We start from the raw sequence: 23,521 nt of genomic DNA, 5'->3' as shown, positions 1-23,521 counted from the left end.
GACGTCAACCGGCCGGGCGCCCCTGTGTGTGCTCGTACTACGCCGACTTCTCGTGACGCCCGTCGTTCTTCACGATCCGCGGCACCAGCGTCGGGTTCACGTTGTTGTGGACGACGTCCGCCGTGATGACCACGCGGGCCACGTCCTTGCGGGACGGGACCTCGTACATCACCGACATCAGGACCTCTTCCATGATGGCCCGCAGGCCACGCGCACCCGTGCCGCGCAGGATCGCCTGGTCGGCGATGGCCTCCAGGGCCGGGCGGTCGAAGTCCAGCTCCACGCCGTCGAGTTCGAAGAGGCGCTGGTACTGCTTCACCAGCGCGTTGCGCGGCTCGACGAGGATCTTGAGCAGGGCCTCGCGGTCGAGGTTGTGGACCGAGGTGATGACGGGCAGACGGCCGATGAACTCCGGGATCATCCCGAACTTCACCAGGTCCTCCGGCATGACCTCCTGGAACTGGTCGCTCGCCTCGATCTCGCGCTTGGAGCGGATCGTCGCCCCGAAGCCGATGCCCTTGGCGCCCGCACGCGACTCGATGATCTTCTCCAGGCCGGCGAAGGCGCCGCCCACGATGAAGAGCACGTTCGTCGTGTCGATCTGGATGAACTCCTGGTGCGGGTGCTTCCGACCGCCCTGCGGCGGTACGGAGGCGGTCGTGCCTTCCAGGATCTTCAGGAGGGCCTGCTGCACGCCCTCGCCGCTCACGTCGCGCGTGATCGACGGGTTTTCGCTCTTACGGGCGACCTTGTCGATCTCGTCGATGTAGATGATCCCGGTCTCGGCCTTCTTGACGTCGTAGTCGGCCGCCTGGATCAGCTTGAGCAGGATGTTCTCGACGTCCTCGCCGACATACCCGGCCTCCGTCAGCGCCGTCGCGTCGGCGATGGCGAACGGGACGTTGAGCATGCGGGCGAGCGTCTGCGCCAGAAGCGTCTTGCCGGAGCCCGTGGGGCCCAGCAGCAGAATGTTGGACTTCGCCAGCTCGATGGCGTCGTCACGTCCCGCGCCGCCGCCGTTCTCGCCGGCCTGGACGCGCTTGTAGTGGTTGTACACCGCGACCGAGAGGGCCTTCTTCGCGGGCTCCTGCCCGACGACGTACCCCTCGAGGAACTCGTAGATCTCGCGAGGCTTGGGGAGCTCCTCCCACCGCACCTCGCTCGTCTCCGCGAGTTCTTCCTCGATGATCTCGTTGCAGAGGTCGATGCACTCATCGCAGATGTACACACCGGGTCCCGCGATGAGCTTCTTCACCTGCTTCTGGCTCTTTCCGCAGAACGAGCACTTGAGCAGATCGCCGCCATCACCGATGCGTGCCACGAGGTGCTTCCCCTTCGCCTGGGAGCGCCTGGTTCAGCGACTCCTGGTGCCTCATATTCGACGGTACCTTGCCGGGCCCCCCGTTCGGGCCCCCCTTGGCACGGTTCACATGGTCGTGATTCAGCCACGCGGACCGTGCCAGGGGAAGGTCGAGCGTCAGGCTGCCGCGGCGGCCGTGCTCTTGCGGGTCGAGACGATCTGGTCGACCAGGCCGTACGCGAGGGCGTCCTCGGCGGTCAGGATCTTGTCGCGCTCGATGTCGTCGCGGATCTTCTCGATCGGCGTCGAGGAGTGCTTGGCCAGCATCTCCTCGAGCTGGGTCCGCATCCGCAGGATCTCGTTGGCCGCGATCTCCAGGTCGGAGAGCTGCTCACGGCCGGTGCCGCCGGACGGCTGGTGGATCAGCACACGGGCGTTCGGCAGGGCCATCCGCTTGCCGGGCGTACCGGCGGCGAGCAGCACGGCCGCGGCGGAGGCCGCCTGGCCCATGCAGACCGTCTGGATGTCCGGCTTGACGAACTGCATCGTGTCGTAGATGGCCGTCAGCGCGGTGAAGGAGCCACCGGGGCTGTTGATGTAGATCGAGATGTCGCGGTCCGGGTCCATCGACTCCAGGCACAGCAGCTGGGCCATGACGTCGTTGGCGGAGGCGTCGTCGATCTGCACGCCGAGGAAGATCACGCGCTCCTCGAAGAGCTTCGCGTACGGGTCGTACTCGCGGATGCCCTGCGAGGTGCGCTCGACGAAGCGCGGGACGACGTACCGGTTGTCCATCGGCGCGCCGGTGTAGAGGCCGCTCGGGGAGAGGTTGTTCTGCATCTGGATGTTCACCGTCCTGGTGGCGTTCGGCGGGGGCTGGGGCTCTTCAGCGGTCTGCCGGGCTCAGGCGCCCGTGCCACCGCCGCCGGGAACGCCCGCGGCGTGGGTGATGATGTCGTCGATGAGGCCGTAGCTCTTGGCCTCCTCGGCCGTGAACCAGCGGTCGCGGTCGCCGTCGCGGATGATCGTCTCGACGGTCTGGCCGGAATGGAGCGCGGTGATCTCGGCCATGCGCTTCTTGGTGCGGAGGAGGTACTCGGCCTGGATCTTGATGTCCGAGGCCGTACCGCCGATGCCGGCGGAGCCCTGGTGCATCAGGACGTCGGTGTTCGGCAGCGCGAAGCGCTTGCCGGCGGCGCCGCCGGTCAGCAGGAACTGGCCCATCGAGGCCGCCATGCCCATACCGATGGTGACGACGTCGTTGGGGATGTACTGCATGGTGTCGTAGATGGCCATGCCGGCCGTCACGGAGCCACCGGGGCTGTTGATGTACAGGAAGATGTCCTTCTCCGGGTCCGCGGCCAGGAGAAGCATCTGCGCGGTGATCTTGTTGGCGATCTCGTCGTCGACCTGCTGGCCGAGGAAGATGATGCGCTCGCCGAGCAGCCGGTTGTAGACATGGTCGCCGAGGCCACCACCGATGGACGGCTCACCCGCGGCGTAAGGCTTCAGATTCGTCACGTATCCACCTGCTCGTCTCCGACGGCGACGGCCGTCTCAGCGTCTCGTTCTGAGGGCAGTGCCCTCGTATTCATGGACCCTAACGCGCAGGTAGGACAACGCCATCCCGGTTCCCTAACTGTTCGCTGGGAGCGCAAGGTTGTCGACGCCCCCGCGAGGCCGGGAATACGGGCACGGGCCCGGCGCACAGCAGTGCGTCCGGGCCCGTGGACCTGCGGTTCGAAGCGAGGCTCAGGCCTCGTTCTTCTCCTCGGCGACCTCGGTCTCGCCGGTGACGGCCTCGACGGCCTCGACGGCGGTCTCGTCCTCTTCGTCCTCGAGGTCGACGACCTCACCGTTGGTGTCGACGACCTTGGCGGCCTCGACGACGACCGCGAGGGCCTTGCCGCGGGCGACCTCGCCGACGAGCATCGGCACCTGGCCACCCTCGACGACGGCCTGGGCGAACTGGTCGGGGGACATGCCGGAGGAGGCGGCGCGGCGCATGAGGTGCTCGGTGAGCTCCTCCTGGCTGACGTTCAGCTTCTCCTTGTTGACGAGCTCATCGAGGATGAACTGCGTCTTGATGCCCTTCTCGGCCTGCTCCTTGGTCTCCGCCAGGAACTCTTCCTCGGTCTTGCCCTGGATCTCCAGGTACTTCTCGAGGGTCAGGCCCATCTGGCCGAGCTGGTGGTGCTCCAGGTTGTGCTTGCGGGTGTTGATCTCGTCCTCGAGCAGCTTCTCGGGCATCGGGACGTCCGCCAGCTTCAGCAGCTCGTCGAGGACGCGCTCCTGGGCCTGGGTGGCCTGGTCGAACTGCTTCATGTTCTCGAGGCGCTTGCGGCTGTCGGCCTTGAGCTCGTCGAGGGTGTCGAACTCCGACGCGAGCTGCGCGAAGTCGTCGTCCAGCTCGGGGAGCTCACGGGCGGCGACGGCGGTGACCTTGACGGTGACCTCGGCGTCCTTGCCCTCGGCGGAGCCGCCCTTCAGCTGCGAGGTGAAGGTGGCCTCGCCGTCGGCCTCGAGGCCGGTGACGGCCTCGTCGATGCCGTCGAGGAGCTCGCCGGAACCGATGGTGTACGAGACGCCCTGGGCGACACCGTCGGGCAGGACCTCGCCGTCGACCTTGGCCTCGAGGTCGATGGTGACGACGTCACCATCGGCCGCGGCGCGCTCGACCGGGTTCGTGGAGGCGAAGCGCTCGCGCAGCTGCTCCACGGACTTCTCGACGTCCTCGTCGGTGACCTCGACCGCGTCGACGGTGACCTCGATGCCGGAGTAGTCCGGGATCTCGATCGTCGGGCGGATGTCGACCTCGGCGGTGAAGGCCAGCAGCTCGCCGTCCTTCAGCTCGGTGATGTCGACCTCGGGCTGACCCAGCGGGTTGACCTCGGCCTCGTTGACGGCCTCGGTGTAGAACTTCGGGAGGGCGTCGTTGACGGCCTCCTCCAGCACCGCACCACGGCCGAACCGCTGGTCGATCACACGAGCCGGGATCTTGCCCTTGCGGAAGCCCTTGACCGTGACCTGCTGGTTGATCTTCTTGTACGCCGCGTCGAGGCTGTCCTTGAGCTCCTCGAAGGGCACCTCGACAGTGAGCCGAACCCGGGTCGGGTTCAGGGTCTCCACGGCGCTCTTCACGGTTCGGTCTCCTTGGTGGCTGATTCTTGGATTCTGCCGATGCCGCTTGGTGGCGGTTCCGGCCGATCGGCCCGGTCAGAGAGACACACGGGCACGCAGCTTGCATAGTAACCGCAAGCGGGATGAGGCCCACAACGCGATCATGTGTTCCATGATCTTGATGGTCGGGGTGGCGGGATTTGAACCCACGGCCTTCCGCTCCCAAAGCGGACGCGCTACCAAGCTGCGCCACACCCCGTCGGTGCGACACGTAGGGTACATGCACGGAGACAGTGCGACGCCCCCTCTTTATGGGGCGTGCGGGGACCGCCCGGGACCCGCTACGATGCTGTCCGTGCCGCGGCCCTCGTGACCTGCGGCGCGTCTTTTGCGGGCGTAGCTCAATGGTAGAGCCCTAGTCTTCCAAACTAGCTACGCGGGTTCGATTCCCGTCGCCCGCTCCATACGGCTCCGGCCCGGCCCCTTTCGAGGGGTCGGGCCGGAGCCGTTTCCACGTCCGGAAATCCCGATGCCGCCTGTCACAGGGCCCGGATAGGTTCACCCGGCAGTGATCAACTGCTCGATCGGGAGGGGAACCGATGAAGAGAACGAGCGCGAGCACCTGGGCGGGGGCGGCCTCGCTGGCCCTGGCATGCGCGGCGGGGCTGCTGGGGGGCGGGACGGCGCAGGCAGCCGAGGGGTACCCGTACACGCCGATTGATCCGAAGGTGCTGCCCGGAGGGACGTGCGTCACCACCGGCACGCTGCCCTGGATCGGCAATACGGATGTCAGTCTCACCCTGCGGGTCGAGGGCGAGAGCAGCACCGAGGGTCACCCGGAGGCGCACTTCGTGCTCCGTCGGGGCACCGACCCCGAGGCCGCCCCGATCCTCGACACCTCCGTCGGCGCGTCGGCCGGCAGCCACGCCACGCTGTGGGTGCCCCAGGCCCGTCTGCCCGAGGGCGAGGGCTACTGGTGGCAGGCTCGGCTGGAGAGCAGGAGCGGCGCCTCGGCGTGGACCGCGCCGTGCGGCTTCAACGTCGACCGGACGAGGCCGGCGGCTCCGACGGTCGCCTTCACGGACACCGCGCAGCATCCGAACGGGGCGCCGCCCGGAACGGTGCGCACGGTGCGCCTGAGCCTGCCGGAGGGGACCGAGGCGGACCACTTCTGCGTCGATACAGACCCGACGACGGTCGGGTGCGCGCAGGAGGACCAGGTGCCGGTGGGGCCCGACCGAACCGCCACGACCACGTTCGTCACCCCCGAGTCCACGGGGCCCGCCACGGTCTGGGCGCGGGCCGTGGACCGCGGGGGCAACGTCTCCGACCGCGCGTCGGCCGACTACTGGATCACGTACCCGTTCGTCGAGCGCTTCGGTGACTACGACAGCGACGGCCGCGCCGATCTCCTCGGTGTCGGCGCGGACGGGAAGCTGACACTGCGCGCCGGGCAGGCGGGCGGAGGTTTCGGTGCGCCGGTGGTCGCGGATGGCCGAAACTGGTCGAACGCGCGGTTGGCGCGGGCCAGTTGGCTGATCAACCGGTACGGCCCCCAGGAGCCGAACGACGTCCGCAACGACATCGTGGCGCTGCAGGGCGGAAAGCTCTTCGCCTACCCGGGCAACGGTGCGGGCGGCTTCGGCGAGCCGGTGGAGATCACGGGATACGACTGGTCGGGCGTCACGGACATCGCGGTCAGCCGGAGCGAGAGCACCCAGCCCATGCTGCTGGCCAAGGAAGGGGACCGACTGCTGATCTTCGACCTGAACAGCGGCGGTCCGCTCTACGTGGGTGAGCCGTCCGTTCTCGCCGCGAGCGGCTGGGCCTCGAAGTCGGTCCACTTCTCGGACGGCCCCGCGGACTCCGGCATGCCGTTCTTCTGGGCACGGGACACCCGCCGGGGGACGCTGCAGTACTTCCCCGTCGAGTACGGCACGACCGAGCCGTGGGCGCTCGGGGCGCCGACCACCGTCTCCGCGTCCGGCTGGACCGCGCGGCAGCGTCCCTCCGTGGCCGTCGTCGGCGACCTGGACGGAGACGGGCGGAGCGATCCGGTCTCCCTCGACCGCTCGGGCGCCCTGCTGCTCCACCCGGCCGCCGAGGACGGCTCGTTGGGCGCGCCGGTGACCCTGCATGCCAAGGGCTGGAAGGGCGTCGCCTTCTTCTGACGCGTAGCGGAAGCGCCACGGGCCCCCGCCGGGATCGGCGGGGGCCCGTGGCCTGTTCAGAACTTGATGGAGCCCACGGTCTGCGTTATCGAGTCGAGGAAGCGCTGGATGTCGTCGGCCATGCCCGTGGAGGCAAGGAAGAAGCCGAAGAGCACCGCGACCACGGCCGGGCCGGCCTTGAGGTTTCCGCCGCGGATCAGCACCACCAGGATGATCGCCAACAGCAGCACCACAGACAGTGAAATGGCCACAACTGATCACACCCTCGGTCGGTCCCACCTTGCCCGCCAGGGAGCGCGCGTCACACCACACCCCCCGCTGTATCCATGGTGCCATCAACCCCCCTGCCCCCGCTGCGGTGTGACGAACCGTCGCGGACAAGATCACGAGATTCCGGCCGGGACGCCGGCGGGGCCGCGGAGGTTTCACGGAAAGGCGAAGAGAGAGATACAGCACACCCGCACAACCAAGGACGCTTTGCCCTGTATTTCGCGCATATAACTGCGAAGCAGCTAAGGGATTTCGCCACTCATCACAGCGAATGCCCCTTATGCGCCACATGGTTGGATCACAGGTGTCACACAGCTAGGGTCCTCGAATGTCCTCCGCCATACAGACAAGCGCAAGGACTCCGCTGCCCGAGGGCGAGGAGGCGGGGTCGATCCCGACGACGCGGGGCAAGGGCGAGGCCACCCGCAAACCCACGGCGCGCGATCCCTACTTCGACAACGCGAAGTACTTCGCGATCCTGCTCGTCGTCATGGGGCATGTGTGGCCCGCGGTGATCGAGGGAAGCCGGGCCACCCGCGGCCTGTACATGCTGGTCTACACCTTCCATATGCCGGTGTTCATACTGGTATCCGGCTATCTGTCCCGTAGCTACACGGGCCGCCCGGACCAGCTGAAGCGACTGCTCACCGGCGTGGTCGTGCCGTACGTCGTCTTCGAGGTGGCGTACACGCTGTTCACCCGGTGGGGGACGGACACCTTCCGGTCGATCAGCCTGCTCCACCCCACGTATCTGATGTGGTTCCTGATCGCCCTGTTCATCTGGCGACTGACCACCCCGTTCTGGCGCGTCGTGCGGTGGCCCCTGACGACGTCCCTGGTGATCGCGACGCTCGCGTCGGTGACCCCGGCGATCGGCGGCACCCTGGAGATGTCCCGGGTGCTCCAGTTCCTGCCGTTCTTCGTGCTCGGACTGTCCATGAAGTCCGAGCACTTCGCGTTCCTGCGGCGGCGGCCGGTGCGCATCGCCTCGGTCGTGGTGTTCGCCGCCGCGATTCCCCTCCTCTACTGGCTGACGCCGACCCTCTACCTGAGCTGGTTCTACCGCTCGCAGAGCGTGCAGGAGATGGGCGTCGGCGTGGGGCGGGGCCTGTTCATCGCCGGGATCCTCTTCCTCTGCACGCTGGTGCTGACGGCGGCCTTCCTCTCCCTCGTCCCCGGCAGCCGGCGCTGGTTCACGGCGCTCGGCGCGGGCACCATCTGCGGCTATGTGCTGCACGGATTCGTGATCCGGGGTCTGAGCTACCTCGGCCTCTTCGAGGACAACCCGTGGCTGGCGACCGCGCCCGGCCGGGTGGTCGTGACCCTCGCCGCGCTCGTGGCCATGACCCTGCTGTGCACCCCTCTGGTGCGCCGGGCCCTGAAGTGGGTCACGGAGCCCGAGATGGCGTGGGCCTTCCGCAAGGACGCGCCGGCGAAGCAGGCCTGACGCGAGCCGGCCGAGAACGACGCCGAACGGCCCCGGACCTTCCCGAGCACGGGACGGTCCGGGGCCGTTCCGCTTTCCGGTGCCGTTCGCCATCCCGGACGGTCCGGGGCCGTTCGCCATCCGGGGCCGTTCCGCTGTCGAGGGGTTCTGCCCGCCGGGCCGGTTTCCGGAGGGGCCCGAGATCACGCCTGGCGGCTGATGAGGAGCAGGGCGCGGTCGTCGTTGACGTCCTTCGCGCAGGCTTCGATCAGGTGCCAGGCGGCGCCCTCGAAGCCCGAGGCGACGTAGCGGTCGGCCTCGCCGGTGAGGCGGTCGATGCCCTCGGCGATGTCCCGGTCGGCGGCCTCGACGAGGCCGTCGGTGAAGAGCATCAGGACGTCGCCGGGCCGGAGCGAGCCCTTGACCGGATGGAACTCGGCGCCGTCGTAGACGCCGAGGAGCGGGCCCTCGCCCGACTTCTCCTCCCAGCGTCCGGTGCCCGCGTGGAGCTGGAGCGCGGGCAGATGGCCGGCGGAGAGGAGTTCGTAGTCCCCCGACTCCAGGTCGAGGACCAGGTGGATCGAGGTGGCGAAGCCCTCGTCCCAGTCCTGGCGCAGCAGATAGCCGTTGGCGGCCGGCAGGAAGCCGTGCGGCGGCAGCGAGCCGAGCAGTCCGCCGAAGGCCCCGGAGAGCAGCAGGGCGCGCGAGCCGGCGTCCATGCCCTTGCCGGAGACGTCGGTGAGCAGGACCTCCAGGGTCCGGCCGCCGTTGGTGCGGGCCGCGACGACGAAGTCGCCGGAGAAGGACTGGCCGCCGGCCGGGCGGAGTGCCATCTCGCGGTGCCAGCCCTTGGGGAGCCGTGGGAGGGCGCTCTGGGCCCGGATGCGTTCGCGCAGGTCGAAGAGCATGGTGCCGCCGCGTCGCCAGGGCACGCCCACGCGGGCCCGGAACTGGGCGATGAGCAGCCCGAACAGTCCGCAGGCCGCCACCACCAGGACCGTTCCCGGCGTGACCCGGGCCGGGCCCTGTGTGTACGGGCCGAGGACGACCGACTCGACGATCAGGGCGCCGGCGGCCGCCGCGTACAGCGCGAGCAGGCTCGCGGGGCGCAGCAGCAGTCCCCCGGCGACGATCGGCAGGACGAGCGCTGCGGGCGCGCACCACACCGGATTGGCGAGGGTGCCGACGGTGATCGCCGGGATGGTCAGCAGCAGTCCGGCGAACGCGACCCAGTCGGAGCCCTCGCCCCGGAAGTAGTCGACACCGGACTTGCGCAGGGCGATGCGGACCCGGTGTGCGCTCCTGCGCATCCGGGCCGAGTACGAGGCGACACCCACGCGACTTCCCATTGGCCTGGACCCTATCCACCCGGTCGGACCTCGTGCAGGGGGACCCCTGAGACATTGCACGTGAAATCGGGTCGCGTCGGGCCGGGGGGCGCTGATATCGATGGCATATGACGACTGAACTGCGCGTGCTGGACCCGTCGGAGTGGGACGACTGGTACGAGAACCTGCTGCTCGCGTTCGGCGGCGTCGCCGAGGCCTCGGAGGAGCGGCAGCTCTGGCGGGACTTGACCGAATTCGACCGCTCGCTCGGCGTCTGGGACGGCGAGAACTGCGTCGGCACGGCGGGCGCCTACACGTTCAGGCTGTCCGTACCGGGTGGCGCGATCGTGCCGGCGGCGGGCGTCACGATGGTGAGCGTCGCCGCGACGCACCGGCGGCGCGGGATCCTCGGTTCGATGATGCGGCGTCAGCTCGACGACGTACGGGCGTGGGGCGAGCCGCTGGCCGTGCTGACGGCCTCGGAGCCGGAGATCTACGGACGCTTCGGCTACGGCATCGCCACCTATCAGACGCGGGCGACGATCGACACGACCCGGGTGCGGCTCACCGTGCCGGAGGGTACGGACGACGTGGTGCTGCGGCAGGCCGTTCCGGCGAAGGCGGCCGCGGCGTGCGAGGCGGTCTACGCGCGGCTGGTGCCGCGCCGGCCCGGGATGCTGGCCCGCAGGCCGCAGTGGGAGCGGCTGCCGCTGCTCGATCCGGAGAGCGAGCGGGGCGGGGCCTCGCCGCGGCAGTGCGTGCTGGCGGAGCGGGACGGGGAGGTCGTCGGGTACGCGCTGTACGCGATCAAGCCGGAGTGGTCCCCGAGCGGGCCCGAGGGCAGCGTGCTGCTGAAGGATCTCGGGGCGCTGGATCCGGCGGCGGAGGCGGCGTTGTGGCGGTTCCTCTGCTCGATCGACCTGACGTCCTCGGTGACGGTCCACGGCCGGCCGGTGGACGACGCGTGGCAGCACCTGGTGAGCGACATCCGGCGCTGCGCGCCGATGCAGCGGGACTCTCTGCATCTTCGTCTGGTGGACGTGGGCGCGGCGTTGGCCGCGCGGACGTACCAGGTGGGGGTGGATGTGGTGTTCGAGGTCGCCGACGCGTTCTGTCCCTGGAACGAGGGGCGGTGGCGGTTGACCGGGGACGCCGAGGGGGCGGTGTGCGTACGGACGGAGGATCCGGCGGATCTCGCCCTGTCCGTACGGGAGTTGGGGGCGGCGTATCTGGGTGGGACCTCGCTGGTCTCGCTCGCCGCGGCCGGGCGGGTGCGGGAGCTTCGCGCGGGGGCGCTCGTGGAGGCGTCCGTCGCCTTCGGATCTCCCGTGGCGCCGTGGTTGCCGCACGGGTTCTAGCGGCTCGCGGGGAGGCGGGGGGCGGGCGCGTCCGCCGGGACGCCGCCCCTTGTGCCACCGTGCGTCAGCGCGTCTGGCAGCCCGGGCACCAGAAGAGGTTGCGTGCCGACAGGTCCGCCGTGCGGATCTCCGTGCCGCAGATGTGGCAGGGCTGGAGTGCGCGGCGGTAGACGTAGACCTCGCCGCCGTGGTCGTCCACGCGGGGCGGGCGGCCCATCGCCTCGGGGGTGTGCTCGGGGCGGACCGTGTCGATGCGGTTCAGCCGGACGCCCTCGCGCATCAGTGCCACGAGATCGGTCCAGATCGCGTTCCATTCGCGGCGCGTCAGGTCCTTGCCCGCCCGGTACGGGTCGATGCCGTGCCGGAAGAGGACCTCGGCGCGGTAGACGTTGCCGACGCCGGCGATGACCTTCTGGTCCATCAGGAGGGCGGCGATCGTCGTGCGGGACCTGGAGACGCGGTTCCACGCCTTGGCCGGGTCGTCGTCCTCGCGGAGCGGGTCCGGGCCCAGGCGGTCGTGTATCGCCCGCTTCTCGGCGTCCGTGATCAGGGCGCACGTGGTGGGGCCGCGCAGGTCGACGTACGCCTCGGGGTTCGCGAGCCGCAGCCGCACGGTGTCCGTGGGCGGCGGGGCGGGGGCGTCGCCGAAGTTCACCTTGCCGAAGAGGCCCAGGTGGATGTGGATCCACTCCTCGCCGGCGAAGCCGAGGAAGAGGTGCTTGCCGTGGGCCTCGGTGGTCTCGAGCGGCGCGCCGTCGAGCAGTGCCGCCGAGTCCGTGAACTTGCCCTGCGGGCTGGTCACCCGCACGGACCGGCCGCCGAACCGTTCCCGGTAGTCGGCGGCCAGTCGGTGGATCGTGTGCCCCTCGGGCATCAGGCGGTCGGCTCCTGCGGGTGGTGGGCCGGGATCGCGGGGAGCTCGCCGGTCGTCTCGTACGCGGAGAGCATGTCGATGCGACGGGTGTGACGCTCGTCACCGGAGTACGGGGTGGAGAGGAAGATCTCGACGAACTTCGTCGCCTCTTCCTGGGTGTGCATCCGGCCGCCGATGGAGACGACGTTGGCGTTGTTGTGCTCGCGGCCGAGGGCGGCGGTCTGCTCGCTCCAGGCGAGGGCGGCGCGCACCCCCTTCACCTTGTTCGCGGCGATCTGCTCGCCGTTGCCGGAGCCGCCGATGACGATGCCCAGGCCGTCCGGGTCCGCGGCCGTCTTCTCGGCGGCGCGCAGGCAGAACGGCGGGTAGTCGTCCAGGGCGTCGTAGATGTGGGGACCACAGTCGACGGGCTCGTGGCCATGGGCCTTCAGCCACTCGACGAGGTGGTTCTTGAGTTCGAAGCCGGCATGGTCGGAGCCGAGGTACACGCGCATGGATCCGAGTGTGGCACGGCGGGTCCTGGGTAGCGGTCAGCGGGGTCGGGGCCTCGGTCCGCGTCGGTATGGACCTTCGGCCCTTACACAACGAATCGGAATCGGCCCTTCCGATAACCCCATCCCCCGGTGTTCAATGCTCGGGCTCGCGACCCGAGCGCCCCCCACACGAAGGAAAGCGTTCATGAACACGCAGCCGACCCTTACGAAGGAAGGCGGGACTACCGGTAACGCCGGTGATTCCCAGCAGTCCGACGGGCTCAAGGCCGGTCTCAAGAACCGCCACCTCTCGATGATCGCCATCGGTGGCGTCATCGGCGCCGGCCTGTTCGTCGGCTCCGGCTCCGGCATCGCCGCGGCCGGTCCCGCGATCCTTCTCTCGTACGCGCTCGTCGGCGCCATGGTCGTCTTCGTGATGCGGATGCTCGGCGAGATGGCGGCCGCCCGGCCGTCCTCCGGCTCCTTCTCCGCCTACGCCGACCAGGCGCTGGGCCGCTGGGCCGGCTTCACCATCGGCTGGCTGTACTGGTTCTTCTGGGTCGTGGTGCTCGCCGTCGAGGCGACCGCGGGCGCGGTCATCCTGGAGAGCTGGATCCCGGCCGTGCCGCAGTGGGCCTGGGCGCTCATCGTCATGGTCGTGCTGACCGCGACCAACCTCGCCTCCGTCTCCTCGTACGGCGAGTTCGAGTTCTGGTTCGCCGGCATCAAGGTCGTCGCGATCGCCGCCTTCGTCGTCGTCGGCTTCCTCGCGGTCTTCGGCGTGCTGCCGGGCTCGGACAACCCGGGCGCGGGCTTCGCGCACCTCTCCGACGCCGGGGGCTTCTTCCCGATGGGCGCCGGCGCCATCCTCACCGGTGTGCTGATGGTCGTCTTCTCCTTCATGGGCAGCGAGATCGTCACCCTCGCCGCCGGCGAGTCCGAGGACCCGCAGAAGGCCGTCACCAAGGCCACCAACAGCGTGATCTGGCGGATCGGCGTCTTCTACCTGGGCTCGATCTTCGTCGTCCTGACCCTGCTGCCGTGGAACGACAAGTCGATCGTCGAGAAGGGCTCGTACGTCGCCGCCCTCGACTCCATCGGCATCCCGCACGCCGGCCAGGTCATGAACGTGATCGTGCTCACGGCCGTCCTCTCCTGCCTGAACTCGGGTCTCTACACCGCTTCCCGCATGGCCTTCTCGCTCGGCCAGCGCGGCGACGCGCCGAAGGCGTTCGCCAAGACCAACAAGCGGGGCGTGCCGACGGCCGCGATCCTCTCGTCCGTCGTCTTCGGCTTCGTCGCGGTCTTCTTCAACTACCAGTGGCCCGACACCGTCTTCGCGTTCCTGCTGAACTCCTCCGGTGCGGTCGCGCTCTTCGTCTGGCTGGTCATCTGCGTGACCCAGCTGCGGATGCGCGGGATCATCCTGCGCGAGACGCCCGAGAAGCTCGTCGTGAAGATGTGGCTCTTCCCGTACCTGACCTGGGCGACCATCGCGATGATCGTCTTCGTTCTCGGCTACATGATCTACGACGGCGGCAGCGCGCGTGAGCAGGTCGTGCTGTCCCTGCTGGTGGCCGCCCTGGTTCTGGCCGTGGCGCTGGTCAAGGACCGCTTCAAGAAGGCCACGCGGGACGAGATCGACGCCTGACTCCATACCTGACGGACGTTGTCAGGTATCCACGGGAGGCTCTCCGTACACCGATCACCTCGGGAACGGAGAGCCTTTCCATGTCCGTCGACACTGCCGCCCGGTTCGTCTTCCGCCCCGGCGACGCCGGGTACGACGAGGAGCTCGCAGGCTTCCAGACCGGCTTCGCCGTCCGCCCCGAGCTGATCGTCGGGGCCACCGACGCCGAGGAGGTCCGGGCGACCGTCTCGTACGCCGCCGCGCACGGACTGCCCGTCCGCGTCCAGGCGACGGGGCACGGGCTGGCCGGCCCGGCCGAGGGCGGGGTGCTGATCACCACGCGGCGGATGGACGAGGTCCGGATCGACGTCGCGGCGCGCACCGCGCGCGTGGCGGCGGGGGTGCGCTGGGGGCAGGTCGTCGAGGCGGCCGCCCCGCACGGCCTCGCCCCGCTGAACGGTTCGGCGCCGAGCGTCGGGGCGGTCTCGTACACATTGGGCGGGGGTCTCGGCATCCTCGCGCGGGAGTTCGGCTGGACCGCCGACCATGTGCGCGCGCTCGACGTGGTCACGGCCGACGGGGCCCTGCGGCAGGTGACGGCCGCGAGCGATCCGGAGCTGTACCGGGGGCTGCTCGGCGGCGGGCACGGCCTGGGCGTGGTCACGGCTCTGGAGGTCGGTCTGGTCCCGGTCGCCCGGCTCTACGGCGGGGCGATCTCCTTCGACGGCTCCGAGACCGACCCGGCCGCGGTCCTGCGGACGTACGCGGAGTGGGCGGCGACCCTGCCGGACAGCCTGACCTCGTCCCTGGCCGCCCTGGTCTACCCCGACATCCCGGCGCTTCCGCCGCGACTGCGCGGCCGCCACGTGCTCTCCGTGCGGGTCGCCTTCACCGGGGACACCGCCGAGGGCGAGCGGCTCGTGGCGCCTCTGCGGGCGGTCGGTCCGGCGCTCACCGACTCGCTGCGGGAGATGCCGTACGCCGAGAGCCACACGATCCACAGCGACCCGGACTTCCCGCACGCCTACTGGGGCGACGGGATCCTGGTGAGCCAGCTGGACGTGGAAGCAGCCGCCTCGGTCCTCGAACTGACCGGACCGAAGGCCGGTCGGATGGCGGTGGTTCAGATCAACCACCTGGGCGGGGCGCTGGCCGTGGAACGGCCGAACTCCGTGCCGTACCGCGAGGCGGGGTTCCTGGTGCGGGCGCTCTATCCGCTGGACGCGGAGGGCGCGGGCCAGGTGCGCGAGCTCCACGCGCGCGTGGAGGCGGCTCTGGCGCCCCGGACTCTCGGCCGGGCGCTCAACTTCGTCTTCGGTGACGGAGAGCGGACGGCGGGGCTGTACGACGCGGAAACGCGGAAGAGGCTCGCCCGGCTGAAGTCGAACCTCGACCCGGCGAACCTCTTCCGGCGGAACTGACCGCGTCGGCCCTCGCGGCCGCGTCAGCCCTTCCGGCCGACGAGCTTCCACGCGGTCGGCAGCACGCCCATCGCGAGCGCGGCCTTGAGCGCGTCGCCGACGAGGAACGGGGTCAGACCGGCGGCGACCGCCTGGGAGAACGACATGCCGGTGGCGAGGGCCAGGTACGGCACGCCGACCGCGTAGATGATCACGGAGCCGAGCGCCATCGTGCCCGCGGTGCGGAGCACGGAGCGGTCGGCTCCGCGGCGGGCGAGGGCGCCGACGACGGTGGCGGCGAGCAGCATGCCGAGGATGTAGCCGAAGGACGGCATCGTGTAGCCCGAGGACGCCTGCGCGAACCAGGGCACGCCCGCCATGCCGACGACCGCGTACAGCGCGAGCGAGAGGAAGCCGCGGCGGGCACCGAGCGCCGTGCCGACGAGGAGGGCCGCGAAGGTCTGGCCGGAGACCGGGACGGGCGAGCCGGGGACCGGGACGGCGATCTGCGCGGCGATGCCGGTGAGGGCGGCGCCGCCGGCGACGAGCGCGATGTCGCGGACGCGGCCGGCCGGCAGCAGGTCGGCGAGGACCGTCCCGGAGCGGAGGGAACGGACAGGGGCGACGGCGGTGCTCATCGGTACTCCGCGGGGGTGAGGGTGTACGGGGACGGATCGACCGTAGTCGAGGAGTGAACGCCCGATCACCATCAGCCGCCCACAAAGGGGAGGTTGGGCCCTTCGTCGAGATCAAACAAAGAACGGGATCCATGCCTGGCGCCACGTGACGCTTGTCACGGCGAAGAGCTGGCAAGAGGGCCATTTTGCGCCAAGGGCCGCTCACCGGCGAGACTGTGGGTTCTCCATAAATGCTCCATGAACGCTTTTGAAGGCACGAGCCCCTCATGCACGACGCACCGCCTGCCGCCCCGGCTCCCCTCGCCCCCGAACCGGAGCCGCTCTCCCACGGCCTGAAGCAGCGTCATCTGACGATGCTCGGACTCGGCGGGGTGATCGGGGCCGGGCTCTTCGTCGGTTCGGGCGCGGGCATCGCGGTCGCCGGACCCGGCATCGTCCTGTCGTATCTGATCGCGGGCACGCTCGCGATGCTGGTCATGCGGATGCTCGGCGAGATGTCGGCGGCCATGCCCGCTTCGGGCGCCTTCTCCGTCCACGCCGAGCGGGCCCTCGGCCGCTGGGCGGGCTTCTCGGTGGGCTGGCTGTACTGGTTCCTGCTGGTCGTCGTCCTCGCGGTGGAGGCGACGGGCGCGGCGCGGATCGCCCACGGCTGGGTGCCGGGAGTCCCGCAGTGGGGCTGGGTCCTGATCTTCATGATCGTGTTCACCGTCGCCAACCTGGCGGCGGTGAAGAACTTCGGCGAGTTCGAGTTCTGGTTCGCCGCGCTCAAGGTCGGCGCGATCGTCCTCTTCCTCGCCCTGGGCACCCTGGCGATCGTCGGCTGGCTGCCGGACACGGACCCGGTGGGGATGACCCATCTGACCGGCCAGGGCGGCTTCCTGCCCAACGGCTGGGAGGGTGTGGTCTCCGGCGTGCTCGCCGTCGTCTTCGCCTTCGGCGGCCTGGAGGTCGTGACGATCGCCGCCGCCGAGTCGGACGACCCGGCGCGCAACGTGGCGCGGGCGGTACGGAGCGCCGTGTGGCGGATCCTTCTCTTCTACGTGGGCTCGATGCTGGTGATCGTGACGCTGCTGCCCTGGACCTCCATGGTGCCGGGACAGTCGCCATACGTCGCCGTGCTCGACTCCATCGGGGTGCCGTCGGCCGGCCAGATCATGAACGTCGTGGTCTTCGTGGCGCTGCTCTCGGCCCTCAACGCCAACCTGTACGGCTCCTCGCGGATGATCTTCTCGCTCGCCGAGCGCGGCGAGGCGCCGAAGGGGCTGCTGAGGATCTCGGGTGGAGGGGTGCCGCGGCGGGCGGTGCTCGCGTCGGTGGCCTTCGGCTTCGTCTCCGTACTGCTGAATCTGAAGTGGCCGGATTCGGTCTTCCTCTACATGCTCAACGCGGTCGGCGCCGTGCTTCTCTTCGTCTGGGCCCTGATCGCGGTCTCCCAGCTGAAGCTGCGGCGCCGGATCGAGCGCGAGGCGCCGGAGACCCTGATGCTGAAGATGTGGGGCTTCCCTTGGCTGACCTGGACGGCGCTGGCCGCGATGGCGGCGGTCCTGATGCTGATGCTGACCGACGACGCGGCGCGGCCGCAGGTGCTGTGGTCGGCCGGGGCCACCGGGGCCGTCCTGCTGGTGGCGTGGCTGCGGGAGCTCCGTACGGTTCGGTCATGATCCTTCACTTTGTGTGAAGGTCGTGACCGTATAGCGGACATCTGTTCCCTGTAAGCGGGGCACCCGCCCAGACTGTGGGCCGTTCCCCCGTCTCAGCCAATGAACAGGGCGGCCCATGTCACGGACCACCGCGCCCGAGCCCGTCGACCGCAAGGACGACCAGGCACCCCCCTCACAGGGACTCACTCACGGCCTCAAGCAGCGCCATCTCTCGATGATCGCCCTGGGTGGCGTCATCGGCGCCGGCCTCTTCGTCGGCTCCGGCGCCGGAATCGCCGCCGCCGGTCCCTCGATCGTGGTCGCCTATGCCATCTCCGGTCTGCTCGTCATGCTCGTGATGCGGATGCTGGGCGAGATGTCGGCGGCGAACCCGGCCTCCGGCTCGTTCTCCGTCCACGCCGAGCGGGCGATCGGCCCGTGGGCCGGCTTCACCGCGGGATGGGCCTTCTGGTTCCTGCTCTGCGTGGCCGTCGGCCTGGAGGGCATCGGCGCGGCGAAGATCATGACCGGCTGGTTCCCGGGCACTCCGGAGTGGGCCTGGGTGGCCCTCTTCATGCTCGTGTTCTGCGGCACCAACCTGGCGGCGGTGAAGAACTTCGGCGAGTTCGAGTTCTGGTTCGCGGCGCTCAAGGTCGGCGCGATCGTCCTCTTCCTCGGCATCGGCGTGCTCGCCATCGTCGGCGTACTGCCCGGCACGGAGGCCCCCGGCACCGCGAACCTCACCGGTGACGGCGGGTTCTTCCCGAACGGCTCCGAGGGGCTGATCGTCGGACTGCTCGCCTCGGTGTTCGCGTACGGCGGTCTGGAGACCGTCACCATCGCCGCGGCCGAGTCGGAGCACCCCGTCCAGGGCGTCGCCAAGGCCGTCCGTACGGCGATGTGGCGCATCGCGCTCTTCTACATCGGCTCGATGGCGGTCATCGTCACGCTCGTCCCGTGGGGCGACGCGGCGGTCGTCGAGAAGGGCCCGTACGTGGCCACCCTCGACCACCTGGGCATCCCGGCCGCCGGACAGATCATGAACGTGGTCGTGCTGGTCGCCCTGCTGTCGGCCATGAACGCCAACATCTACGGCGCCTCCCGGATGGCCACCTCGCTGGTCGCCCGCGGCCAGGGCCCGAAGGCGCTGGGCCGCACGTTCGGCGGCGTGCCGCGACCCGCGGTGCTCGTCTCCTCGGTCTTCGGCTTCCTCTGCGTGCTGCTGAGCTACTGGCGGCCCGACGACATCTTCATCTGGCTCCTGAACACCATCGGCGCGATCATCCTCGTCGTCTGGTTCTTCATCGCCGTCTCGCAGCTCCTGCTGCGCCGCCGGACCGAGCGCGAGGCGCCCGAGAAGCTGGTCGTGAAGATGTGGGCGTTCCCGGTGCTGACCTGGGTGGCGCTGGCCGGGATGGCGGCGATCTTCTTCCTGATGGCGCGCGAGGAGGGCACCCGGGTCCAGCTGTACTGGACGGGCAGCCTCACGCTTCTCCTCGCGGTGATCGGCTTCGTCCTGCAGAAGGTGCGCGGTCCGGTGTCGCAGGACGCCTGACCACGGCATGGACGTACGAGAACCCCCGGGCCTGTCGGTCCGGGGGTTCCGTGCTTTCCCGGCGCATGACACCACGAGTCCTAGGCCCAAGGGCTGATCAACTTCGAGCACTACTGCTGTTAGCCTGCACTTGCATATAGATTGCAATAAGCACCAGCAGCGAGAGGCTCGGCACATGGCGATCTACACCCTTCCGGAACTGCCGTACGACTACGCGGCGCTGGAGCCGGTGATCAATCCGCAGATCATCGAGCTGCACCACGACAAGCACCACGCCGCCTACGTCAAGGGTGCGAACGACACCCTGGAGCAGCTGGAAGAGGCGCGCGACAAGGAGCAGTGGGGCGCAATCAACGGCCTGGAGAAGAACCTGGCGTTCCACCTCTCCGGCCACATCCTCCACTCCATCTACTGGAACAACATGGACAGCCCGAAGGACGGTGGCGGCGGCGAGCCGCTGGCCGCCGACGGGGTGGGCGAACTGGCCGACGCGATCACCGAGTCCTTCGGCTCCTTCGCCAAGTTCAAGGCCCAGCTGACCAAGGCCTCCGCGACCACGCAGGGCTCCGGCTGGGGTGTCCTCGCGTACGAGCCGATCAGCGGCCGGCTGATCGTCGAGCAGGTCTACGACCACCAGGGCAACGTCGGCCAGGGCTCGATCCCGGTGCTGGTCTTCGACGCCTGGGAGCACGCCTTCTACCTGCAGTACAAGAACCAGAAGGTGGACTTCATCGAGGCCATGTGGCAGGTCGTCAACTGGCAGGACGTGAACAAGCGCTACCAGGCCGCCAGGACGTCCGTCCCGCTGATCTCCATCTGACCGGCCCCCGCGCGTCCTGCTCGTGATCGTCTTCTCAACCTTCACGGGGCGGGCGGAAAAGAGAACGACCCCCGCGAGACCCCCAGAGGCAGCTCTGGGGGCGAATCGCGGGGGTCGTTCGGTTCCGGGGCTACTCGAAGCTCGGCGCCGCCGTCCGCGTGCGCTTGATCTCGTAGAAGCCGGGCGTCGAGGCCACGAGCAGGGTGCCGTCCCACAGCCGGGCCGCCGCCTCGCCGCGCGGGGTCGGCGTCACGACCGGGCCGAAGAAGGCGATCTGGTCGCCGTCCGCGCCCGGGACGGAGATGACCGGCGTGCCGACGTCCTGGCCGACCTTGTCTATGCCCTCCTTGTGGGAGGCGCGCAGCTCGGTGTCGTAGACGTCCTTGTCCGCGTAGTCCACCAGCTCGGCCGGCAGACCGACGTCCGCGAGCGCCGCCGAGATCGCCTCGCGGGTGGGGCCCTCGCCGTTGTTGTGGAAGCGGGTGCCGAGCGCCGTGTAGAGCTTGCCGACCACCTCGTCGCCGTGCAGCTGCTGGGCCGCCGTCACCACGCGGACCGGGCCCCAGGCCTTGGTCTCCAGCATCTCCCGGTACTCGGCGGGGACCTCGTCGAGCCTGTTCTCGTTGAGGACGGCCAGGCTCATCACCTTCCAGCGCACGTCGACCGGGCGCACCTGCTCGACCTCCAGCATCCAGCGGGACGTCATCCAGGCCCAGGGGCACAGCGGATCGAACCAGAAGTCGGCGGTGGTCCTGCTCTCGGACATGTCACTCCTCAGGGACGGATGTCTATGCGCCAGACGGAGCAACACCATCGGTCGGCCGGGACATTCCCCGAGTGCCGTGCGTCAGTGGCACATGGGAGGATCGGTCCTGTTTCGAAGGCGCCACGAAGGAGTGACCGTGCCCGGTGAGAATCTGTCCCGCGACGAGGCCCGCGAGCGGGCCGCGCTGCTGTCCGTCGACGGGTACGAGGTCGCCCTCGATCTGCGGTCGGCGGTCGGCGAGTCCGGGGACGGGGGTGCCCCCGCCGAAGGCAGGGGGAGCGTGCGCACCTTCCGCTCGGTGACGACGATCCGCTTCCGCCGTACCGGCACGGGCTCCGCCACCTTCGTGGACCTGATCGCCCCGGCGGTGACCTCCGTCGAGCTGAACGGGCGCGCGCTCGACCCGGCCGTCGTCTTCGACGGTGCCCGGATCGCGCTGGACGACCTCGCCGACGAGAACGTCCTGGTGGTGGACGCGCAGTGCGCCTACAGCCGGACCGGCGAGGGCATGCACCGCTTCGTCGACCCGGAGGACGGCGAGGTCTACCTCTACACGCAGTACGAGCCGGCCGACGCCCGTCGGGTCTTCGCCAATTTCGAGCAGCCCGACCTCAAGGCCCCGTACCGCTTCGAGGTCACCGCGCCCGAGGGCTGGACGGTCTGGTCGAACGGCGTGGGCGAGCAGGACGCCGAAGGGGTGTGGCGGTTCGCCGAGACGGCCGCGATCTCCACCTACATCACGTGCGTCGTGGCCGGTCCGTACCACTACGTCACCGACACCTACAAGCGCGGCGACATCGAGATCCCGCTCGGCGCGATGTGCCGCAAGGGGCTCGCCAAGCACTTCGACGCGGACGACGTCTTCCTGATCACCAAGCAGGGCTTCGACTTCTTCCACGACAACTTCGACTACCCGTACCCCTTCGGGAAGTACGACCAGGCCTTCGTCCCCGAGTACAACCTCGGCGCGATGGAGAACCCGGGCATGGTGACCTTCCGCGAGGAGTACATCTACCGCGGCAAGGTGACGCAGGCGGCGTACGAGCGCCGGGCGAACGTCATCCTGCACGAGATGGCGCACATGTGGTTCGGCGACCTGGTCACCATGGTGTGGTGGGACGACCTGTGGCTGAAGGAGTCCTTCGCCGACTTCATGGGCTCCTTCTCGCTGGCGGAGGCGACCCGCTTCACCAACAGCTGGGTGACCTTCGCCAACAGCCGCAAGTCCTGGGCGTACCGCGCCGACCAGCTGCCGTCCACGCACCCGATCACGGCCGACATCCGTGACCTGGAGGACGCCAAGCTGAACTTCGACGGCATCACGTACGCCAAGGGCGCCTCGGTCCTGAAGCAGCTGGTGGCGTACGCGGGCCGGGACGCGTTCATGGAGGGCGCGCGCCGCTACTTCAAGCGGCACGCCTACGGGAACACGCGTCTCGCCGATCTGCTGTCGGTCCTGGAGGAGACCTCCGGGCGCGACATGAAGGCGTGGTCCCGGGCCTGGCTGCAGACCTCGGGCGTCAACACGCTGACGCCGGTCGTCACCTACGACGCGGAGGGCCGCGTCACGGAGCTGGCCGTCGTCCAGGAGGGCGACGAGCTGCGTCCGCACCGGGCTGCCGTGGGTCTGTACCGGCTGTCGTCCGAGGGCGAGCTGGTCCGCTTCGCACGGGCGGAGGCGGACGTCACCGGGGCGCGGACGGTCGTCGCCGAGCTGGCGGGCGAGGAGCGGCCCGACCTGGTGCTCGTCAACGACGACGACCTCACCTACTGCAAGATCCGTTTCGACGAGGGTTCGCTGGCCACGCTGCGGGCGCACCTCGGCGACATCACCGACCCGCTGGCCCGCGCGCTGTGCTGGTCGGCGCTGTGGAACCTGACGCGGGACGGTCTGATGCCGGCCCGGGACTTCGTCGCGGTGGTGCTGGAGTTCGCCGGCCGTGAGACGGACATCGGCGTGCTCCAGATGGTGCACGCCTGGGCGCGCTCGGCGGTCACGCACTACGCGGCGCCCGCGTGGCGTGCGCAGGGCGGCGGGCTGCTCGCCGAGGGCGGGCTGCGCGAGCTGCGGGCGGCCGAGCCGGGCAGCGAGCACCAGCTGACCTGGGCGCGGTTCTTCGCGGCGACGGCCTCCTCGGACGCGGACTTCCAGCTCCTGGAAGGTCTGCTCGACGGTACGGCGAGGATCGACGGCCTGGAGGTCGACCAGGAGCTGCGCTGGTCCTTCCTTGAGCCGCTGGCCACGCACGGCCGGGCGGACGAGGCCCGGATCGGCGAGGAGCTGGCCCTCGACGACACGGCGACCGGCAAGCGGCACCAGGTGCGCTGTCTGGCGGCCCGGCCCTCCGCGGCGGTCAAGGCACAGGCCTGGGCGCAGGTCGTCGAGTCGGACACGCTGTCGAACGCGCTGGTGGAGGCGACGATCGCGGGCTTCGCGCAGCCCTCGCAGCGGGAGCTGCTCGCGCCGTACGCGGAGAGGTACTTCGCCGCGATCGAGCGGGTGTGGGCCGAGCGGTCGATCCAGATCGGCATGGACGTGGTCCGGGGGCTGTTCCCCGGCCTCCAGGACGACGAGTCCACGCTGACGGCGACGGACGCGTGGCTGTCCGCGCACGAGGACGCGGCGCCGGCGCTGCGCCGGCTGGTGCTGGAGTCGCGGGACGACCTGGCCCGTGCGCTGCGCGCGCAGGCGTGCGACGGGGCAGCCTGACGCACCCGAGGGCCGTCGTTCCGCAGGGGCCGGGGTTTCCCC

At 69.7% G+C, this 23,521-nt stretch carries 19 protein-coding genes and 2 tRNA genes; 10 read left to right on the top strand and 11 right to left on the bottom strand.

The genetic code is table 11. The features are described 5' to 3' along the window. Positions 1-37: 37 nt before the first annotated feature. The 5 genes from clpX to ACFQ7Q_RS32600 form a co-directional block, all read right to left on the bottom strand. Positions 38-1,321 carry an ATP-dependent Clp protease ATP-binding subunit ClpX gene (gene clpX, locus ACFQ7Q_RS32620; protein ID WP_137989313.1) on the bottom strand — a complete coding sequence of 428 codons (1,284 nt, stop codon included), beginning with the start codon at positions 1,319-1,321 and terminating at the stop codon, positions 38-40. Positions 1,322-1,477: 156 nt separating this feature from the next. Next, positions 1,478-2,140, bottom strand: a complete 663-nt coding sequence (locus ACFQ7Q_RS32615) for an ATP-dependent Clp protease proteolytic subunit (RefSeq protein ID WP_137994695.1) — start codon at positions 2,138-2,140, stop codon at positions 1,478-1,480. A gap of 63 nt (positions 2,141-2,203) precedes the next feature. Continuing rightward, positions 2,204-2,821, bottom strand: coding sequence for an ATP-dependent Clp protease proteolytic subunit (locus ACFQ7Q_RS32610; RefSeq protein WP_315893301.1), 618 nt, complete (start codon positions 2,819-2,821; stop codon positions 2,204-2,206). A 231-nt stretch (positions 2,822-3,052) separates the two neighbouring features. Continuing rightward, on the bottom strand, positions 3,053-4,441 hold the full coding sequence (gene tig, locus ACFQ7Q_RS32605) for a trigger factor (RefSeq protein WP_383561494.1): 1,389 nt from the start codon (positions 4,439-4,441) through the stop codon (positions 3,053-3,055). 161 nt (positions 4,442-4,602) lie between these two features. Beyond that, a tRNA-Pro gene (locus tag ACFQ7Q_RS32600) sits at positions 4,603-4,679 on the bottom strand. Between the two features lie 131 nt (positions 4,680-4,810). On the opposite strand from ACFQ7Q_RS32600, the gene ACFQ7Q_RS32595 reads away from it, so the two are divergent. Further along, positions 4,811-4,884 (top strand) — tRNA-Gly (locus ACFQ7Q_RS32595). Positions 4,885-5,019: 135 nt separating this feature from the next. Continuing rightward, a complete protein-coding gene (locus ACFQ7Q_RS32590) occupies positions 5,020-6,591 on the top strand; it encodes a hypothetical protein (protein ID WP_383561492.1) in 1,572 nt (523 codons plus the stop codon). Positions 6,592-6,647: 56 nt separating this feature from the next. Here the strand turns inward: ACFQ7Q_RS32590 and ACFQ7Q_RS32585 are convergent, their stop codons facing one another. Next, positions 6,648-6,842, bottom strand: coding sequence for a hypothetical protein (locus ACFQ7Q_RS32585; RefSeq protein ID WP_046905580.1), 195 nt, complete (start codon positions 6,840-6,842; stop codon positions 6,648-6,650). Positions 6,843-7,189: 347 nt separating this feature from the next. Here ACFQ7Q_RS32585 and ACFQ7Q_RS32580 point away from each other — a divergent pair, with 347 nt between their 5' ends. Then, positions 7,190-8,308, top strand: a complete 1,119-nt coding sequence (locus ACFQ7Q_RS32580; RefSeq protein WP_383561490.1) for an acyltransferase family protein — start codon at positions 7,190-7,192, stop codon at positions 8,306-8,308. A gap of 182 nt (positions 8,309-8,490) precedes the next feature. Here ACFQ7Q_RS32580 and ACFQ7Q_RS32575 read toward each other — a convergent pair whose 3' ends face one another. Continuing rightward, complete coding sequence (locus tag ACFQ7Q_RS32575) at positions 8,491-9,636, bottom strand: PP2C family protein-serine/threonine phosphatase (RefSeq protein WP_383561488.1); 1,146 nt, start codon at positions 9,634-9,636, stop codon at positions 8,491-8,493. Positions 9,637-9,743: 107 nt separating this feature from the next. On the opposite strand from ACFQ7Q_RS32575, the gene ACFQ7Q_RS32570 reads away from it, so the two are divergent. Continuing rightward, on the top strand, positions 9,744-10,973 hold the full coding sequence (locus tag ACFQ7Q_RS32570; protein WP_383561486.1) for a GNAT family N-acetyltransferase: 1,230 nt from the start codon (positions 9,744-9,746) through the stop codon (positions 10,971-10,973). Between the two features lie 64 nt (positions 10,974-11,037). Here the strand turns inward: ACFQ7Q_RS32570 and ACFQ7Q_RS32565 are convergent, their stop codons facing one another. Further along, positions 11,038-11,847: an Fpg/Nei family DNA glycosylase gene (locus tag ACFQ7Q_RS32565; protein WP_383561484.1), complete on the bottom strand. Its 810-nt coding sequence runs from the start codon at positions 11,845-11,847 to the stop codon at positions 11,038-11,040. After that, complete coding sequence (locus ACFQ7Q_RS32560; RefSeq protein WP_383561482.1) at positions 11,847-12,341, bottom strand: ribose-5-phosphate isomerase; 495 nt, start codon at positions 12,339-12,341, stop codon at positions 11,847-11,849. Before ACFQ7Q_RS32560 ends, ACFQ7Q_RS32565 begins: the two co-directional genes overlap by 1 nt. 184 nt (positions 12,342-12,525) lie before the next feature. On the opposite strand from ACFQ7Q_RS32560, the gene ACFQ7Q_RS32555 reads away from it, so the two are divergent. Beyond that, positions 12,526-13,971, top strand: coding sequence for an amino acid permease (locus ACFQ7Q_RS32555; protein ID WP_383561480.1), 1,446 nt, complete (start codon positions 12,526-12,528; stop codon positions 13,969-13,971). A gap of 80 nt (positions 13,972-14,051) precedes the next feature. Next, entirely contained in the window at positions 14,052-15,371 is a 1,320-nt protein-coding gene (locus ACFQ7Q_RS32550) for an FAD-binding oxidoreductase (protein ID WP_383561478.1), read from the top strand. A gap of 23 nt (positions 15,372-15,394) precedes the next feature. Here the strand turns inward: ACFQ7Q_RS32550 and ACFQ7Q_RS32545 are convergent, their stop codons facing one another. After that, complete coding sequence (locus ACFQ7Q_RS32545) at positions 15,395-15,988, bottom strand: biotin transporter BioY (RefSeq protein ID WP_383561476.1); 594 nt, start codon at positions 15,986-15,988, stop codon at positions 15,395-15,397. 266 nt (positions 15,989-16,254) lie between these two features. Between ACFQ7Q_RS32545 and ACFQ7Q_RS32540 the strand changes: the two genes are divergently transcribed. From ACFQ7Q_RS32540 to ACFQ7Q_RS32530, 3 genes are all read left to right on the top strand, one after another. Continuing rightward, entirely contained in the window at positions 16,255-17,649 is a 1,395-nt protein-coding gene (locus tag ACFQ7Q_RS32540) for an amino acid permease (RefSeq protein ID WP_383561474.1), read from the top strand. Between the two features lie 115 nt (positions 17,650-17,764). Further along, on the top strand, positions 17,765-19,183 hold the full coding sequence (locus ACFQ7Q_RS32535) for an amino acid permease (protein WP_383561473.1): 1,419 nt from the start codon (positions 17,765-17,767) through the stop codon (positions 19,181-19,183). A 175-nt stretch (positions 19,184-19,358) separates the two neighbouring features. Further along, a complete protein-coding gene (locus tag ACFQ7Q_RS32530; protein ID WP_383561471.1) occupies positions 19,359-20,003 on the top strand; it encodes a superoxide dismutase in 645 nt (214 codons plus the stop codon). A 130-nt stretch (positions 20,004-20,133) separates the two neighbouring features. Here ACFQ7Q_RS32530 and ACFQ7Q_RS32525 read toward each other — a convergent pair whose 3' ends face one another. Then, positions 20,134-20,769, bottom strand: a complete 636-nt coding sequence (locus tag ACFQ7Q_RS32525) for a DsbA family protein (RefSeq protein ID WP_383561469.1) — start codon at positions 20,767-20,769, stop codon at positions 20,134-20,136. A gap of 136 nt (positions 20,770-20,905) precedes the next feature. Here ACFQ7Q_RS32525 and pepN point away from each other — a divergent pair, with 136 nt between their 5' ends. Further along, entirely contained in the window at positions 20,906-23,479 is a 2,574-nt protein-coding gene (gene pepN / locus ACFQ7Q_RS32520; protein WP_383561467.1) for an aminopeptidase N, read from the top strand. The last annotated feature ends 42 nt before the right edge of the window (positions 23,480-23,521 follow it).

The sequence above is a fragment of the Streptomyces sp. NPDC056527 genome, assembly GCF_042794475.1.
In the GTDB taxonomy this organism is placed as follows: Bacteria; Actinomycetota; Actinomycetes; order Streptomycetales; family Streptomycetaceae; genus Streptomyces.
The sequence above is the reverse complement of the archived record's forward strand: the minus strand, read 5'-3'. Positions and strand labels throughout refer to the sequence as shown.

Coding starts and splice junctions, on each gene's coding strand:
- ACFQ7Q_RS32615 (WP_137994695.1), bottom strand. CDS start 2,140: ATGCAGAACAACCTCTCCCCGAGCGGCCTCTACACCGGCGCGCCGATG.
- ACFQ7Q_RS32590 (WP_383561492.1), top strand. CDS start 5,020: ATGAAGAGAACGAGCGCGAGCACCTGGGCGGGGGCGGCCTCGCTGGCC.
- ACFQ7Q_RS32580 (WP_383561490.1), top strand. CDS start 7,190: ATGTCCTCCGCCATACAGACAAGCGCAAGGACTCCGCTGCCCGAGGGC.
- ACFQ7Q_RS32575 (WP_383561488.1), bottom strand. CDS start 9,636: ATGGGAAGTCGCGTGGGTGTCGCCTCGTACTCGGCCCGGATGCGCAGG.
- ACFQ7Q_RS32570 (WP_383561486.1), top strand. CDS start 9,744: ATGACGACTGAACTGCGCGTGCTGGACCCGTCGGAGTGGGACGACTGG.
- ACFQ7Q_RS32565 (WP_383561484.1), bottom strand. CDS start 11,847: ATGCCCGAGGGGCACACGATCCACCGACTGGCCGCCGACTACCGGGAA.
- ACFQ7Q_RS32560 (WP_383561482.1), bottom strand. CDS start 12,341: ATGCGCGTGTACCTCGGCTCCGACCATGCCGGCTTCGAACTCAAGAAC.
- ACFQ7Q_RS32555 (WP_383561480.1), top strand. CDS start 12,526: ATGAACACGCAGCCGACCCTTACGAAGGAAGGCGGGACTACCGGTAAC.
- ACFQ7Q_RS32550 (WP_383561478.1), top strand. CDS start 14,052: ATGTCCGTCGACACTGCCGCCCGGTTCGTCTTCCGCCCCGGCGACGCC.
- ACFQ7Q_RS32545 (WP_383561476.1), bottom strand. CDS start 15,988: ATGAGCACCGCCGTCGCCCCTGTCCGTTCCCTCCGCTCCGGGACGGTC.
- ACFQ7Q_RS32540 (WP_383561474.1), top strand. CDS start 16,255: ATGCACGACGCACCGCCTGCCGCCCCGGCTCCCCTCGCCCCCGAACCG.
- ACFQ7Q_RS32535 (WP_383561473.1), top strand. CDS start 17,765: ATGTCACGGACCACCGCGCCCGAGCCCGTCGACCGCAAGGACGACCAG.
- ACFQ7Q_RS32530 (WP_383561471.1), top strand. CDS start 19,359: ATGGCGATCTACACCCTTCCGGAACTGCCGTACGACTACGCGGCGCTG.
- ACFQ7Q_RS32525 (WP_383561469.1), bottom strand. CDS start 20,769: ATGTCCGAGAGCAGGACCACCGCCGACTTCTGGTTCGATCCGCTGTGC.